13 protein-coding genes are annotated in these 16,479 nt (G+C 34.8%); 7 read left to right on the top strand and 6 right to left on the bottom strand.

Annotated elements, in window-relative coordinates:
* Positions 1-43: 43 nt before the first annotated feature.
* Positions 44-1,309, bottom strand: coding sequence for a glutamate-5-semialdehyde dehydrogenase (locus AC1MPL_RS04750; RefSeq protein ID WP_479764619.1), 1,266 nt, complete (start codon positions 1,307-1,309; stop codon positions 44-46).
* Positions 1,310-2,096: 787 nt separating this feature from the next.
* Between AC1MPL_RS04750 and AC1MPL_RS04755 the strand changes: the two genes are divergently transcribed.
* Positions 2,097-2,885 (top strand): hypothetical protein, encoded by a 789-nt coding sequence (locus AC1MPL_RS04755; RefSeq protein WP_479764620.1) that lies wholly within the window; start codon positions 2,097-2,099, stop codon positions 2,883-2,885.
* A 753-nt stretch (positions 2,886-3,638) separates the two neighbouring features.
* On the opposite strand, the gene nagZ is transcribed toward AC1MPL_RS04755, so the two are convergent.
* Complete coding sequence (gene nagZ, locus AC1MPL_RS04760) at positions 3,639-4,664, bottom strand: beta-N-acetylhexosaminidase (protein ID WP_479764621.1); 1,026 nt, start codon at positions 4,662-4,664, stop codon at positions 3,639-3,641.
* 190 nt (positions 4,665-4,854) lie between these two features.
* On the opposite strand from nagZ, the gene AC1MPL_RS04765 reads away from it, so the two are divergent.
* From AC1MPL_RS04765 to AC1MPL_RS04790, 6 genes are all read left to right on the top strand, one after another.
* Entirely contained in the window at positions 4,855-7,041 is a 2,187-nt protein-coding gene (locus AC1MPL_RS04765) for a carboxy terminal-processing peptidase (RefSeq protein WP_479764623.1), read from the top strand.
* Positions 7,042-7,236: 195 nt separating this feature from the next.
* Complete coding sequence (locus AC1MPL_RS04770; RefSeq protein WP_479764624.1) at positions 7,237-9,315, top strand: bifunctional diguanylate cyclase/phosphodiesterase; 2,079 nt, start codon at positions 7,237-7,239, stop codon at positions 9,313-9,315.
* Between the two features lie 198 nt (positions 9,316-9,513).
* Positions 9,514-11,103, top strand: a complete 1,590-nt coding sequence (locus tag AC1MPL_RS04775; protein ID WP_479764626.1) for a peptide chain release factor 3 — start codon at positions 9,514-9,516, stop codon at positions 11,101-11,103.
* A 237-nt stretch (positions 11,104-11,340) separates the two neighbouring features.
* A complete protein-coding gene (locus AC1MPL_RS04780) occupies positions 11,341-12,162 on the top strand; it encodes an RsiV family protein (protein ID WP_479764628.1) in 822 nt (273 codons plus the stop codon).
* A gap of 20 nt (positions 12,163-12,182) precedes the next feature.
* Positions 12,183-13,001, top strand: coding sequence for a TatD family hydrolase (locus AC1MPL_RS04785; protein ID WP_479764629.1), 819 nt, complete (start codon positions 12,183-12,185; stop codon positions 12,999-13,001).
* A gap of 59 nt (positions 13,002-13,060) precedes the next feature.
* Positions 13,061-13,825: a tRNA threonylcarbamoyladenosine dehydratase gene (locus tag AC1MPL_RS04790; protein ID WP_479764631.1), complete on the top strand. Its 765-nt coding sequence runs from the start codon at positions 13,061-13,063 to the stop codon at positions 13,823-13,825.
* Between the two features lie 11 nt (positions 13,826-13,836).
* On the opposite strand, the gene AC1MPL_RS04795 is transcribed toward AC1MPL_RS04790, so the two are convergent.
* The 4 genes from AC1MPL_RS04795 to dusA form a co-directional block, all read right to left on the bottom strand.
* Positions 13,837-13,995: a hypothetical protein gene (locus AC1MPL_RS04795; protein ID WP_479764632.1), complete on the bottom strand. Its 159-nt coding sequence runs from the start codon at positions 13,993-13,995 to the stop codon at positions 13,837-13,839.
* A gap of 167 nt (positions 13,996-14,162) precedes the next feature.
* Positions 14,163-14,294: an HIT family protein gene (locus tag AC1MPL_RS04800; RefSeq protein WP_479764634.1), complete on the bottom strand. Its 132-nt coding sequence runs from the start codon at positions 14,292-14,294 to the stop codon at positions 14,163-14,165.
* Positions 14,295-14,344: 50 nt separating this feature from the next.
* A complete protein-coding gene (gene pnuC / locus AC1MPL_RS04805) occupies positions 14,345-15,019 on the bottom strand; it encodes a nicotinamide riboside transporter PnuC (protein ID WP_479764635.1) in 675 nt (224 codons plus the stop codon).
* Between the two features lie 82 nt (positions 15,020-15,101).
* The gene (gene dusA, locus AC1MPL_RS04810; protein ID WP_479764637.1) at positions 15,102-16,121 is read right to left on the bottom strand and encodes a tRNA dihydrouridine(20/20a) synthase DusA; all 1,020 of its coding nucleotides are present in this window, start codon (positions 16,119-16,121) and stop codon (positions 15,102-15,104) included.
* Positions 16,122-16,479: the final 358 nt, after the last annotated feature.

Genomic DNA, 16,479 nt, shown 5'->3' on the forward strand with positions numbered 1-16,479 from the left:
TAGCATTGAGGTTCATTATAGAACCTCAATATATGCAATTTATCTATTCTCGAATTTCACCGTGACCCAGAATAATCCATTTTTGTGAGGTTAATCCTTCGAGTCCAACAGGCCCACGTGCATGAATTTTATCGGTTGAAATACCAATTTCTGCACCTAGACCGTATTCAAAACCATCGGCAAAGCGAGTCGAGGCATTGATGACCACTGAGCTTGAGTCGACACGTGCTAAAAACTGCTGTGCCAAACTAAAGTTCTCAGTAATAATTGCATCTGTATGGTGTGAACCATAATGGTTGATATGTTGAATCGCTTCATTCATATCTTTAACCACTTTAACAGCTAAAATTGGACCCAGATATTCCGTATACCAGTCATCTTCAGTGGCTACTTTGATGGCATTACCTAAAATGGCTTGTGTTTGTTCACAGCCACGCAATTCTACTTCTTTCTCAAAATAAAGCTTAGCAACTTTTGGTAAGAAGGTTGTTGCAATTGCTTGGTCAACTAAAAGGGTTTCCATTGCATTACACACGCCATATCTATGTGTTTTTGCATTGAGTGCAATTGGCAATGCTTTAGATATATCTGCTTGTGCTTCAACATAAACATGGCAATTGCCATCTAGGTGTTTAATGACTGGAATTCTAGCCTCATTGGTAATGCGTTGAATCAGTCCTTTACCACCACGAGGAATAATTACATCTACATATTCGGTTAATGTAATTAGCTCACCAACCGCTGCACGGTCTGATGTTTCAATGACTTGAACTGCTTCATGTGGAAGATCTGTGGTCTTAAGCGCATTTTGTATGACTTGAGCGAGTGCTTTATTTGACTCTAGTGCCTCAGAGCCACCACGTAGGATAATTGCATTACCAGACTTGAGTGCTAAGGAAGCAGCTTCAAGAGTGACATTTGGCCGTGATTCGTAAATCATGCCTACAACACCTAGAGGTACACGCATTTTACCAAGTTGAATACCAGATGGGCGGTAAGCAAGGTCTGTAATTTCACCAATTGGGTCAGTCAGACCTATCACATCTTTTAGACCTTGTAGCATACCTTCAAAGCGTTTGGGTGTGAGCTCAAGGCGATCTAACAGTGCGGCATCTAGTGAATTTTCTTGCCCTTGTTCCATGTCAATTTTATTGGCTGCGAGAATTTGGGGTTGATTGGCAACTAATGCATCGTGAATCGCTTGTAAGGCATTGTTTTTAGTTTTTGTTGAGGCAAAAGCAAGCACTTGTGCAGCTGCACGTGCTTGCTTTCCGAGTTGTTGCATATACTGTTTAATAGATTGTTGCATGACTAAAATTAAATCAAGAATCTTATTTAAATAGTAGCAGTCTATTTAAATAAAGCAAATTTAATTCATTGAATGTGCCTATAAAGTAAATTTGGATTTTATTTATTTAAGAACAAATACTTATTGTTATTCATTGGTGGGTTTTAAGGGAGATTAAACACTCTATTTTTCTTATATAATTTAGATAAAAATAACTTTTATAACGTGAGTGATGTGAAATCAATCTTTTTCATTTTTTATGGAGAGGTAAGTGATCAGTTTAAAGGAAAGTTACGGTACATAAGAGTGTTACCGATTTTTAATTTTTTATAGTATTGAATTATAAAGTTTAAGCACAGGTAACTTCTTGTAATTGAATATTCTATTTCTTCATGGATAAGCTATCTGCTAGTTTTTTTAATGAAAGTGTTTAGCGTATTGTTATGTGGGTCTGTGTGCCAATTAACGCGATATCTTTTCTTATGAAAAATGAGGAGTGGATGTCAATACATATTTTTGTGTTGTAAACCTTACAAGGTAAGTTAATGGCTTTTTTCTTTTTTTAAATTTTAAGTAAGCAATACGCTCTTAATATGAATATATCGCATCTTTTTAATAATACAATAAATAGCGTATGAATAAAATATGATTTAATATTATTAAATAGAATGAATTATTTATTTTAATTCTATATAGGGGCGAATTGGTGATGTTAATTTTAAAAGTTACATGTGGATATTGTTCGAATTTGATTTAGGAAAATATAGTGTTTAAATTAAAAAAGATATCACTTTTGTGTTTGTCACTCATGACTATAGGGTGTCATCAAAAAGAGAATACAAAAGATAGCCCACAAGAGGATAAAGATCCATATGGTCAGCCATACTATATAGGTAACCTTGATGGCATCAAAATGAAACTTGGTAGTGAAATTAAGTATATTGATTACGAAATTTGTCCAGTGTGGACATTTGATGAAGTAGATCCAAAGTGTAAGCCGAAACCTAAACGTACTTATGACTCTCGGTTTTTGAGGTTTTATTTTACGCTATATTACCCAACAGATACTTTACTGCTAGATTCTTATCGTTATAAATCAATGAATACTTCCAAACTACAGTATGAAGCAGAAAAAAATGATGCAAATAATCAGTGGGTTGATGTTTCAGTGGAGTTCAATAAGCACGTTCAAGCAGGGTATTTAAAAGATATTCTGCGCAACCAAACAATAGAAACCAGTCAGTCAACAAAAGAGCCTTTAGAACGATACAAATATATTAGTACTTACGTGAAAACCACAGAAAATGTATATGGATTGCAAAAATATAAGCCCCATCCTAGATGGGTAGAGAATTATGGTTACAAGGATACAACAGATATATATGTTGGCTACAACAGTAACGGAGATGTGAGTACACTCATCACTTGTGACGATCGATCACAGTATCCAAAAGCACGTTATTGCGATCAGCAGTTTATTTTATATGAAGATACGCATGTCAATATCGATGCCAAATATCAATCGGTGCATTTAAAAGATTGGCAAATTATTCAAAGCAAAGTACTCAAGCAAATTAATTACTTAAAAGTTTTATAGGGTAGCGTGTGGCACATTAGAAAGTTACATTAGGTTTACTAAGCTTTTTATGCTGATCAACTAAATATATTGAATGAAGATGGTTTACCTAACACTATAGCATTTAGAATGCATACATTTTATTCGCTTTTCATAGTAATAAATTTTTAGGATTTTATGGATATAAATAGGATTGTGATAAGAATAAGTAACACCTAGCTATAGCTCTGTTTTTACGTGTTTTTTACTGGTACATTGTCTAAAATATACTGAAGAAAAGTATGCCAGTATCAGTAATTTTTTATTTTAAAATATCATTTAGTAATGATAGTAGTCTCTGGTTCAAAGTGGGCGCATAATTTTTCATTTTTTAGGGTAGTGATGTTCGTCTAGCCCAATAAATAAAGGTATAAAAGGTTTTATCTATGGAGTTATCCTTGATATCAAAAATTGGGGTGGTGCTAGTAGCAGGAGGTTTTCTCTTTTGGCTAGAACTGGGCAATTTAGGATTCTCAAAGCTTAATAAAAAAAGGCTTTTGAAAGCGCAACAGAGAGATGATAGGGGGGAGGTCTTATACCATAAGATTGAAGTTTTTTTTAACACATACTCTCCCTATGCATGTGCCATAGGGTTATTATTTTTTTTTGTTGGTTTATTTTTTTAGAGAATATTCGTTAATTTTATTTGAGTACTTTAACTCAAACAAGATTATGGCTGAGATAGAGTCACTATTTGCAAGGTATAGTCACTCTATCTTTATTTATATCAAATAATTACACATTCTCTTGAACAAAGGTTTCAACTTTAGTTTTGATTTCTTGCCATTGTTCGCCAAGCTGTAGTGTATCGGCTATTTCAATATGTGTTGGAATCTTACCACGCATACGCTCTAATCGTGCTTGGTCGGGTAAAGGGCTTTCTTGTATTGCAGACAATGCCAGTAATGCAGCTTGCCGATCATTACATACAAGCCCCATGTCGCAACCTGCACTTAAAGCAGCTTGAATACGTGCATCTGCACCGCCTGCAATACATGCTGCTTGCATAGATAAATCATCAGAAAAAATAACACCATCAAAATTGAGATGCTTACGTAAAATTTCTTGTAGCCAATAGCTTGAAAATCCTGCAGGATTTCGGTCTACAAGGGGATAAATGACATGAGCAGGCATAATTGCATTAAGCTCGGGCATAAGTTCACTAAACACTTGCATATCATTGTCAGATATTTCTTCAAAACTACGATGGTCAATTGCAGCACTTACATGTGAGTCTGCTTTTACCGATCCGTGACCAGGAAAGTGTTTCCCTGTTGTTGCCATGCCTGCATTACGCATACCACTCATAAAAGCTTTGGCTAATGGTGGAATATCTTCAAGCTGTGTTGAAAAGCTACGATCTCCAATCACATCACTAATATTATTTAGGTCGAGTACAGGTGCAAAGCTAAAGTCTATGCCGACAGCAAGCGCTTCTGTTGCCATAAGCCACCCACAGTTTTCTGCTAGCTCAAGTGCAAGAGTAGCATCTTTTGTATATAGTTCACCTAACTTGCCTGCGGCAGGGAGGCGTGTAAACCCTGCTTTAAGTCGTTGTACGCGTCCACCTTCTTGATCGACTGCAATGAGAATATTGGGTCTAATTTCTCGCATATGGTTGGTAAGTTGGCGTACTTGTTTTGGAGATTCGATATTTCTAGAAAATAAAATGACGCCACCCACTTGAGGGTTTGTTAAAATTTCAATATCTTCTTGTGTCAGAGATGTACCTTCTATGTCGAACATGAGTGCGCCAATCATAATAATACTTTCCGTTTATTGTATAGATTTAAAAAATGAGTAGATTTTGCAATGATTTGCTACATTCTGCCAATACAGAATATGATAAAACTACACCATATAGAAGGTATAGTGTCTTTAACATTTTCATACTTCATATATTTATAAGTGTGTGAACATTGGCTAAAAACCAAGGAAATATAATTCGTTTATGAAACTTCAAATAATCGCTTGTGCCGTTGCTTTAGCAACTGGTGGTTTGTTTTTTAATAACACCATGTCTAATGCGGTTGCAGCGAATACCGCAGAAGTAACACGCCAAAGTATAGAACCAACGCAAGCACAAAAACTTGTTACACGACAGTTAGCAACACTAATTGATCGGCAACACTATTTAAATATGCGCTTAGATGCATCGACTTCGCAGCGTATTTTAGATATGTATTTAGATAGTCTTGACCCTGACCATACTTTATTCTTAACATCAGATATCGATCGTTATAAGCAACAGTATGGTGCAACACTTGGGGCTGCTTTAAAAGCAGGTGATTTGACTGCTGCATATGATATTCATGCACAATATCGTCAGCATTTGGTTAATTTTTATAACTACATGCTAGATGAGCTAAAGAAACCACAAAACTTAGAGCAAAAAGGGGTTTATTTAGATATTGATCGTGAGAAAGCACCTTATTTTAAAACAGATGCTGAACGCCGTGACTATTGGCATAAAATTCTTGTATCACAACTCATTAATTTAACGATTACAAAGCAAGAAGATGATGCAAAACAAAAAGTATTGAAAGCAGATCCTTCTTTAGCAAATGGGCAAGATTTAACGAGTAGTGAAGATTTAACACCTGCGCAGACGTTAAAGAAACGTTATACACGTAAATTAGAAAGAATTAGTCGCTTAAAAAGTGATGATGTTTTAGAAAAAATTCTAAATGCGATGACGTTAACTTATGATCCTCATAGTAACTATTTCCCACCAATTGATGCGATGGAATTGAATCGTCAAACGACCTTACAGCTTGAGGGTATTGGTGTTTCTATTCGACCTGAACGTAGAAATGAAGATTATACAAAGGTTGAAACAATTGTAGAGGGTGGGCCTGCAAGTAAATCAGGGCAAATACATCCGGGCGATCGTATCATTGGTGTGGCTCAAGACGGCAAAAAAATGGAAGATGTCGTTGGCTGGTCAAGTCAGGAAATTGTGGGTTTAATTCGTGGCAAACGAGGCACAAAAGTTACCATTCGTGTATGGGGTACTGGTGTTCCAATGAGTCAGGCACGTAATGTGACTTTAACCCGTGATGTGATTAAAGAAGAGGATGAAGGTGTTCGTACACGTACAATAGATTTATCACGAGATGGTAAAGATCATAAGTTTGGTGTACTTGAAATTCCATCATTCTATTTAAACTATAGAGCACGCCGTGATGGTGCAGATTATCGTTCAGTTGCCCAAGATACAGCAAAAGCACTTGAGTCTTTAAAGAGTCAAAATGTAGAAGGGATTATTATAGATTTACGCAATAATCCAGGTGGCTCTTTAGAAGAAGTTGCAAGAATGATTGCCCAAGTTATAAAAACAGGACCAGTCGTTCAAATTCGTGATGGCAATGGTAACGTAAATGTTTTTGAAGATAATGATGGTGGTAAACAGATTTATTCTGGACCGCTTGCAGTACTTGTGAACTTAGCTTCTGCCTCAGCCAGTGAAATTTATTCTGCTGCAATTCAAGATTATGGACGTGGCGTTATTATTGGTAGTACAACGTTAGGTAAAGGAACAGCTCAAGTACAGCTAGATAACTTAGCGTATGGTCAAGCGACATTAACTCAGCGTAAGTTCTACCGCATTACTGGTGGAAGCACACAGAATAAAGGTGTTGTGCCTGATATTAAACTTGTAGATATTTACAATGAGGAGTTCGGAGAACGTAAAGCAAAAAATGCCTTGAAATGGGATACGATTCCAACAGCAGCATTTAAGCGAGAGGGTGATTGGCAACAATACATGCCACAACTTGATAAACTTTCGGCAGTGCGCGTAGCAAGTGATCCACAATTTAATTACCTACAAACACGCAGTCAAATTACCAAAAAAGAAGATGATACAAAGCGCTTAGAGTTGGATATTGGTAGTCGTCGTGCTGAAATTGATCGTATGGAACAAAAAACACTAGATGCCGAAAACCAACGTCGTAAGTTAACTGATTTAAAACCATATGCAAATTGGGAAACTTATCAGGCTTCTTTAGATGCTTTGGCTGAAGCACGTGCAAAAATGAAAGTAGGACAAAGACCTCCTTTACCTGAAGAGCAAGCATTTGTGACGGAAGCTGCAAATGTTTTATTGGATTATGCGAAGTTACAGCAGCATAAGTAAAAAATGAGGAAGTGAAGAAGTTCGCAATAAAAATTGTGGGCTTCTTTATTTAATTTTTTTATTGTTATATATTGATCACATTAATTGCGTATAATAAGTATAATATAGTTGATATTTACTGTAAATTTAATCAAACATAGCAGTTAATATTTCTAATTGAAATGTAAGTGACATTAATTAATTTTGGGTTGTAGTATGTTTGTATCAGGGTATAACCTTTGGTTAGTTATTGGGTCAGTTTTTATTACTTTGATGACTTGCTATGCCACATTTGCAACTGAAAGGGTGTTATTTAAGCACTTTTATAATAAAAAAGACGAAAAATTAGTTGTATTAACCACGGGTATTTTACTCAGTGCATCAATTTGGTGTATGCATTTCACTGCTATTTTTGCGTGTCAATATCCTAATGAAGTTCATTTTGATATGAAGCTTATTATTGTATCTTATCTCATTGCTTTATTGGCTTCAATATTTGCGGTTTGGTTAACCACTCGACCTAAAATGTCTTTTCCTCAACTTGTTCTTGGTGCATTTGTGCTTGGCTCAGGTATTATTGGTATGCATTATACAGGGCAGTTTTCAATTCAGATTGAGGGTTATGTATTTTGTTACAATAAGAAAATGGTATTAGTATCTATGATCTGGGCTGTCTTTGGATCTGGGATTACATTAGGGGTTGCGTATAAAATTAAAACTGACAAAAATTATGTTTTATTCTTTAGGTGTGTGGCAACTGGTTTATTAACGAGTACGATTATTGGATTACATTATTTAGGAATGATTGCCTGTGATTTAGATAAAGTACCGAATGCTGTTTATAGTAAACTACCAAGTCAGGACGATACAATTGTCATTGGTCTAATTTTTATCATATTTGCTATATTTATAATCGTATCATTTATTTGTTTGCTAGAGCGAAGTTTAGAGAAAAGAAATAATCAATTGCATCAAGCTAATAAGAAGTTAAAACACTTTTTATTTTATGATCATTTAACACATTTACCAAATCGTTCTTGTTTGGCTGATTATGCAAAAATTGCACTTTCAGAACATCGCTTACATCGCCAAAAAATGGCTATTTTATTTATTGATTTAGATCGCTTTAAATCAATAAATGATGCTTTTGGTAATTATATTGGTGATGAATTACTGATCCAATTTGCCAATAGAATGAGCCAATTTGTATCACATAATAAAAAAATATTTAGAATTAGTGGTGATGAGTTTATTTTTGTATCTGAGCATACAAATCTGGAACAAGCAGAGCTTTTAGCGCAAAATATTTTAAAAAATGCTCGAGAGAGTTTTAGTATTTCTGGTCATACGATTAATATTACATTGAGTATAGGAGTCGCTATTTTTCCTGATTATGGTGAAAATTTGCAAAACCTTATGATGCATGCGGACATTGCAAAATTTGTTGCTAAAGAAAAAGGTAGAAATACATATAGCGTATTTGATTATCAAACAGAAGAATATGCTGAAAGACATCAATCTAAGTTAATGAATGACTTATTTGCTGCAATTAGTCATGAACAATTCATTTTAATGTATCAACCTAAATTTGATGAAAATAAAGGTATTTGTGGTGTAGAGGCGCTTATTCGCTGGCAACATCCAACATTAGGATTGCTTACACCCAATAGATTTATTCCATTGGCAGAAAAAACAGGTTTTATTATTCCTATTGGTTATTGGGTGTTAGATCAGGCTTGTAAGCAAATTAATTTATGGGAGAAACAGGGGTTAGATCTGTATCCTATTTCTATTAATTTATCAGCACTTCAAATTGAGCACAAAAACTTAATTCAGACTTTAGAAGAAAAAATTGCTCAATATAAAATTAATCCAAATCATTTGATGATTGAGGTGACTGAAACGACCGCAATGCACCATATCGATTTTAGTATTCATATCTTTAAGAAAATTCGTGAAATTGGAGTTGGTCTATCTATTGATGATTTTGGTACAGGTCATTCTAATTTCTTGTATTTAAAAGACTTGCCTGTAAATGAGCTTAAAATTGATCGTGCATTTATTAAAAATTTACGACCTCAATCTAAAGATGAAATCATTTTAGAAAGTATTATAAAATTGACTAAACATTTAGGGTTATCTATTGTTGCAGAAGGGGTAGAAACTGAAGAGCAATTTCAGATTTTAAAACGACTTGGATGTTATAGTTTTCAGGGTTTTTTGCTGAGTAAGCCTGTTCCTAAAGAGGTGCTGAAAATTCAGTTTCTTTCCAGTAAAATTCAGCATTCTCAGTAAAATATAATTGGAATAAGTATTTAATTCGAGGGATATAATCCAATGTAATTTTTCTATGATGCATACAGTATCAGGTTCAATATAGCGACAGTATGTATTGAATCGGATATAATCTTTTTAGTTTTTTTATATGCACTTCACATGTTGAGTTACTTTTTAAAAGTGTATAAATGTGTGTACAGATTGAAGATTATTTAAATGTTTAAAGAGCAGTTAGCTAAAGAAGTAAAAGCACGTAGAACTTTTGCAATTATTTCCCACCCCGATGCGGGTAAAACGACCATGACAGAAAAACTTTTGTTATGGGGGAAAGCCATCCAAGTTGCGGGAATGGTAAAAAGCCGTAAGTCAGATCGTTCAGCGACATCTGACTGGATGGAAATGGAAAAAGAGCGAGGAATCTCGATTACTACTTCTGTAATGCAGTTTCCTTATAAGCAACATACAATTAACTTGCTTGATACACCGGGGCATGAAGACTTTTCGGAAGATACCTACCGTACTTTGACAGCTGTTGACTCTGCACTTATGGTAATTGATGGGGCAAAAGGTGTCGAGGAACGTACGATTAAACTGATGGATGTTTGTCGTATGCGTGATACACCTATCATTTCTTTCGTAAATAAAATGGACCGTGAAATTCGTGAACCATTAGAGTTACTAGATGAAATTGAAAACGTCTTAAAAATTCGTTGTGTACCTATCACGTGGCCAATTGGTATGGGACGTGATTTTGCAGGTGTATATCATATTGCTGAAAATAAAACTTACTTATATAAAGCAGGTTTTGGTTCAACGATTACTGAAATTGAAGTTCGTGATGGCTATGATTATCCAGACATCCGTGAAAAGATTGGTGACATGGCATTCAAGGCCTTTGAGGAATCTTTAGAACTTGTACAAATGGCATCTGATCCATTTGATCAAGAACTTTTCTTACAAGGCAAGCAAACTCCTGTACTGTTTGGTACAGCACTTGGCAATTTTGCTGTAGATCATGTACTAGATGCATTTGTAAATTGGGCACCAACACCTAAAGATCATCCTACACAAGAGCGTACGGTTTCTTCAACAGAAGCAGGTTTTTCAGGTTTTGTATTTAAAATTCAAGCCAATATGGACCCTAAACATCGTGACCGTATTGCTTTCATGCGTATTTGCTCAGGCAAGTATGAACGTGGTTTAAAAATGAACCATGTGCGTATTGGTAAAGATATACGTATTTCAGATGCTTTAACTTTCTTGGCAGGCGAACGTGAGCATTTAGAAGAAGCTTGGCCGGGCGATATTATTGGTTTACATAACCATGGTACGATTCAGATTGGCGACACATTTACAGATGGCGAGAATCTGCACTTTACAGGGATTCCTCATTTTGCACCTGAAATGTTCCGCCGTGTTCGTTTGAAAGATCCTTTAAAGTCGAAGCAGTTGCAGAAAGGTTTAAAAGAGCTTTCAGAAGAAGGTGCAACACAGGTGTTTATGCCTCAGATTAATAATGATCTTATTGTGGGTGCAGTAGGTGTACTACAATTTGATGTTGTGGCATATCGTTTAAAAGAAGAGTACAAAGTAGATTGTATCTATGAGCCTGTAAATGTAAATACAGTGCGTTGGATCTATTGTAGTGATGAAAAAATGCTTAATGACTTTAAGAAAAAAGCACATGATCAGCTTTCAGTCGATGGTGGTGGGCATTTAACTTATCTCGCACCAAGTCGTGTCAATTTGCAAATTATGCAAGAGCGTTGGCCTGAAGTCGAGTTTAGAAATACCAGAGAACACTAATAAGTAGTTCTATATAAAACAGCTCCTTGATAGATGATAGGGGCTGTTTTTATTTGTGTCTTATAATATCTGAATATTATTTAGAAATACTTACATAAATTGCATACATACTGTTGTATATTATTTTTTCAACTTTAGTGTGATGAGCTATATTTCATAGGAAAATAAAATATTATGCATTCTTCTAAAATAAAATTAATTTATTTGTCCTGCTTCATTTTGGGAAGTACTTTTATTATGACAGGATGTCAAAAAAATGAATCTCATCATACTGAACCGCAAACTGCATCTCAACCAAAGACGCAATCGACTGAAGTTGTTTTTAAAGGGGAGATTGTTCCTGTTTCTATTACTTTAAATAATTGTTCAGGCAATAATTGTCCAGAATTCTCTGTAAAGCATCTTCAAAGTAATTTTCAATTCATTGATCAAACTATTGAACAATCTTCTTTAGATCAATTAAAACAGATTTTAGATAACTCTGATGTTACAGCAGCAATGAAGAAAACTGCGAGTACAGTACAACAAAATCAAGATTCTTATGTAGTACAGGTTCAACAGTATGCTGATGCATTTATGGCACTTGATCAGGAGCTCAAAAAGCTAAGTGCAAATGCAAATATTAGTTTACATATAGAGCCTAAAATTATTAAGCAAACACCGCAGATGGTCGTTGTGCAGTTAAGTACAGACAGTTTTTTAGGTGGGGCACATGGCTCAGCTTCACAGCAATATTTCAACTTTAATTTAAAAACAAAACAACAATTACAATTGAATGATATTTTAGAGCATGGAAAAGAAAAAGAACTTGAGAAACTTGCACATGATCAGTTTGAGAAATGGATAAAACGTGAGAATTTAGCAGATAGTGTTAGTGATTATGAAGAAGCATGGGCATTTAAGCTTTCTAAGAATTTTTATTTTAATGATAAAGGGTTGGTACTTCAGTATGGGGAGTATGAGATAGGACCTTATGTGGTAGGTATGCCAAGTTTTACAATAGGCTATGAGCAGTTAGTGGGTGTGGTTAAACAAAACTATTTACCTAAGAATATGTAATAGATATTTGAATTCTACAAGTGAAATTATTTGATACACATACGCATTTCGATGTTTCTGAGTTTGATGTAGATCGTCAACTATTGGCAGAAAAAGCAAAAACACGTGGTGTAGATGCACTTATTTTAATTGGTTTTCTGCGTGAGCGGTTTCCCGATTTGGTTGCAATACATCGGTGGCTAAATGCTCAGGGAAATACTGTACCTAAAAGTTATTTAGCACCCGGACTACATCCATTTTACATAGAACAGCATGAGAAAAATGATTTATATTTACTTGAGCAGTTATTAAATACACATAACTGTGTTGCAATTGGTGAAATTGGTTTAGATACTTTTTTAAAACAGCATAAAGTAACTGCTGTATACGAAAAGCAGAAAGATTATTTCTTAGCGCAATTGTTGATGGCAGAACAATTTGATAAACCTGTTTTGCTACATATTAGAAAGTCACATGCAGATGTTTTACAGCAACTTAAAAAAGTTAAATTTAAGCAGGGTGGAATTGCACATGCTTTTAGTGGTGGTGTAGAGGAAGCTAAAGCATTTATAAAACTTGGATTTAAAATTGGGGTGACAGGGCAAGTAACCAATTTAAATGCTCGAAAGTTACATCAAGTCATTCAGACTGTGGGGTATGAACACTTAGTCATTGAAACAGATTGTCCAGATATGACGCCGTTGTGCTGTCAATCTTCGAATATAACTAGAACAAGAAATACCCCTGAAAATTTGTACTATGTATTAAAAGGACTTGCAGAAGCTTTAAATATGAATCAAATGGTTCTAGCAGAAAAGCTTTGGGAAAATTCAATGCAGGTATTACATATAGAAAAATGACGAGTTTCTTAAAACACGGTAAAATAGTGAAGTCTAAAATATAGAAGATATGAAATTGCATGACTGACTTCACTACAGATGATGAATATGAACGCCGTTTTGCAGGTGTAGAAAAGATTTATACAACATCTTCTTTTGAGCAATATACTCAGAGTCATGTCATGGTGATTGGTATTGGTGGCGTAGGAAGTTGGGCTGTTGAAGCATTGGCACGCACAGGTGTTGGACGACTCACCTTAATTGATATGGATGTGCTTGCTGCATCGAATATTAACCGTCAATTACCTGCACTATCTTCAACTTTAGGGTATGAGAAAATTGAAGTGATGGCACAACGTTGCCGTGAAATTAATCCTCGAATTCAAATTAATTTAGTAGATGACTACTTATCTGCTGATAATCTAAATGAAATAATGGCATCTAAGCCAGATGTTGTTTTAGACTGTATTGATGATGTAAAAGCAAAGTTTACATTGATGCTACATTGTCGTTTTAATAAAATTCCGCTTATTGTTTCTGGTGGTGCAGGTGGTAAATTAGACCCACTCAAAATTAGAGTGGCAGATTTGTCTAAAACTGAGCAAGACCCGATGCTTGCAAAATTACGCAGCCAAATGCGTGCAAAGGGTATTTGCAAAAAGCCAAAAGAAAAGTTTGGTATTACTTGTGTTTATTCGATTGATAATCCTTTTTCTAGCGCAGAGGTTTGCGCCACAGCAGGGTTGCGCTGTGGTGGTTATGGTTCGGCAGTAGTTGTTACGTCAAGTTTTGCGATGGTTGCGGTCGCAGAGGTTTTAAAAAAGTTGGATAAAAAAGTCCAATAACATTTGGTTGGTTAGTTTTCACGAATATGACACGCTAAATTTGCTAAGTCTATATGGTCAGCTTGCTTATAATCATGCGATGAAATATATCCTTCATACTGTTCAAAATAGTGATCTACAGAAGATTTAATGCATTGCCAATTTTCTTGTGTTTGAGTAGTGCCATGCATAGGGAATAATTTAGGGCGAACATGATCTACCCCAACGCCCCAAATACCATTGCAGTTCTGCTAACATCGTCAAAGTAATGGTCGAGTTTCTTTGCAACTTGTTTTGTGAATTTGATCAGATCACATAAAACGGAGTCATCTAAATCAAATGCATAGTTACTAAAGTGTTATTTTGGAATGACTACGGTTGTACCATGTGTATTGGGATATAAAGATAAAAAGGCAAGATTTTTTTCATCTTCTGCAACAATGTGATGTTCTATTTCTTTATTGACCATTTTGCAGAAGATACAGTTCATGATTTTATTCCCTAAATACTGATAAATAAAATGAATGTCTTACGTTAAATTTAAGTAACTTTTTGGGTATTCAATGCGCTTTTATGCCAATGATACCAGCCATAGAGTGCGTTAAATAAAGAGGCACATGTCATCATGACCATGGCATAGTTGCCTGCATTTATCCAAATAATAATGCCTAGAATATTAGAACTAATCCATAAAAACCATTGTTCAGAATAACGCATGGTCATAAGTATTTGGGCGATAATACAAATGATAACTGTGAATGAGTCTAAATGAACCTGTTGGGCATTCAGATATGAAAGGAACTCTGCATATGCAAAAGAACAGGTGAATACGATAATTAGCATAAGTATCCAACCTTTTAGCGAAAGGTTTTTTACTTGGATATCTGTTTGTTTTTGTGATTGATTATTTTTATTTTTTAGCCAAAAGAACAAGCCAATAAATTGCATAGGTAAATAGAAAAGCCCACTGAGCATGGCTTCACCAAAAATTTTGTTGTTATATGAAATATAAGCATAAAGTGCAGTTGCAATAATACCAAAAAAGAAATTTTCCATTCTTCCTTTTGCAACAAGAACAACGCAAAGCATATTGGTTAGGGCACAGATGAGGTCAATAGCTGTTTGTTGCCACCAAAAAAATAAAATAAGCTGAATGGTGGTAAACACGATCAGCCAAGTTTTTTCAAAAGTTGTCCAGCCTTTAAAGAGATTCACATATATTCTCGAAGTTTTTCTTTGAAATATCATGCAACTCCAATATTGAAATTGCAATGATATCAGCTAAAAATATCTAAGATTAGCTTTGCTTATCTGCAATATATGCTTCTGTACGAAGAATTGCTTCTTTCATATTTTTTGTTGCTTGTTTGATGTCATCTAATGATTTAGCTTGACCACCGCTAAGGGCTTGCCGCCATTTTCTCGCACCAGGAAGATTTTGAAATAAACCTAAGATATGACGTGTAATGATTGAAAGTGGTGCACCTTCAGCTAAACGCTTTTCGATATAAGGTATCATTTGTTCGATAATATCGAAGCGATCAGGTGGTGCAATCTCCCAAAGGGACTCGCCTAATTCAGCAAGCAAGTAAGGATTATGATATGCCTCACGCCCAATCATTACGCCATCAACATGTTTCAAATGCTGTTGTGTTTCCTCAACAGTTTTAATGCCACCATTAATTTCAATGGTTAGATGTGGACGTTCTTGTTTTAAACGATATACATCTTCATAGCGTAAAGGTGGAACATCTCTATTCTCTTTTGGTGAAAGTCCCTTGAGTAATGCAATACGTGCATGAACAACAAAATAAGTACAACCTGTTTTAGCAACAGTATCTACAAAATGTAGCATTTCTTCATACGATTGCATGTCGTCAATGCCAATACGATGTTTCACATGTACAGGAATTTGAACCGCTTGTTGCATTTGCTCTATGCATGTTGCAACAAGATCAGGTTCAGCCATAAGGCATGCACCAATCTTATTGTTTTGTACGCGATCACTTGGACAACCGACATTTAGGTTAATTTCATCATAACCCCAATCTTGTGCCATTTTACTACATAAAGTTAGATCTTCAGGGGATGAGCCACCGAGTTGGAGTACAAGAGGGTGTTCTTGTTTGTTGAAATCTAAGTGACGCTTTGCATCTCCAAATAAGATAGCACCTGTGGTTACCATTTCCGTATATAGGATAATATTTGGATTAAAAAGACGTGCAAAAAAGCGATAATCTTTAGTTGTCCAATCCATCATTGGAGCAACGCTAACCCTTGGGCTGTCTGACTTAAAAGGTTTTTTAGGAATATTCATTAAATTTCAACATCTTAAAAGGTGATATGATTTTCTAAATGAAAATATAGTCACTATAATAACACTTAATAAAAAATCATACTCTTACTTAAAATCTATAATATTAAAACTTACTGTAATACTTAAAACAAAATTTTTATGAGTGCATATTTTAAATTTGTATATCTAAAAATCAATAAACAATGTTCTTTTTGTTGTTTTATAAATAATAGTTAATTTAATAGTGTTATTTAATTTTTTATGTATTTAAGTATTCCTATTGACTAATAAGTGTTAATTGGTTAACTTATTTATTAATAGGATAATATTTTTATCAAATATAAGTGGAAGTGATATTTATTTTAATTTTGGTATTATA

The sequence above is a fragment of the Acinetobacter sp. N1-1 genome (assembly GCF_056711485.1).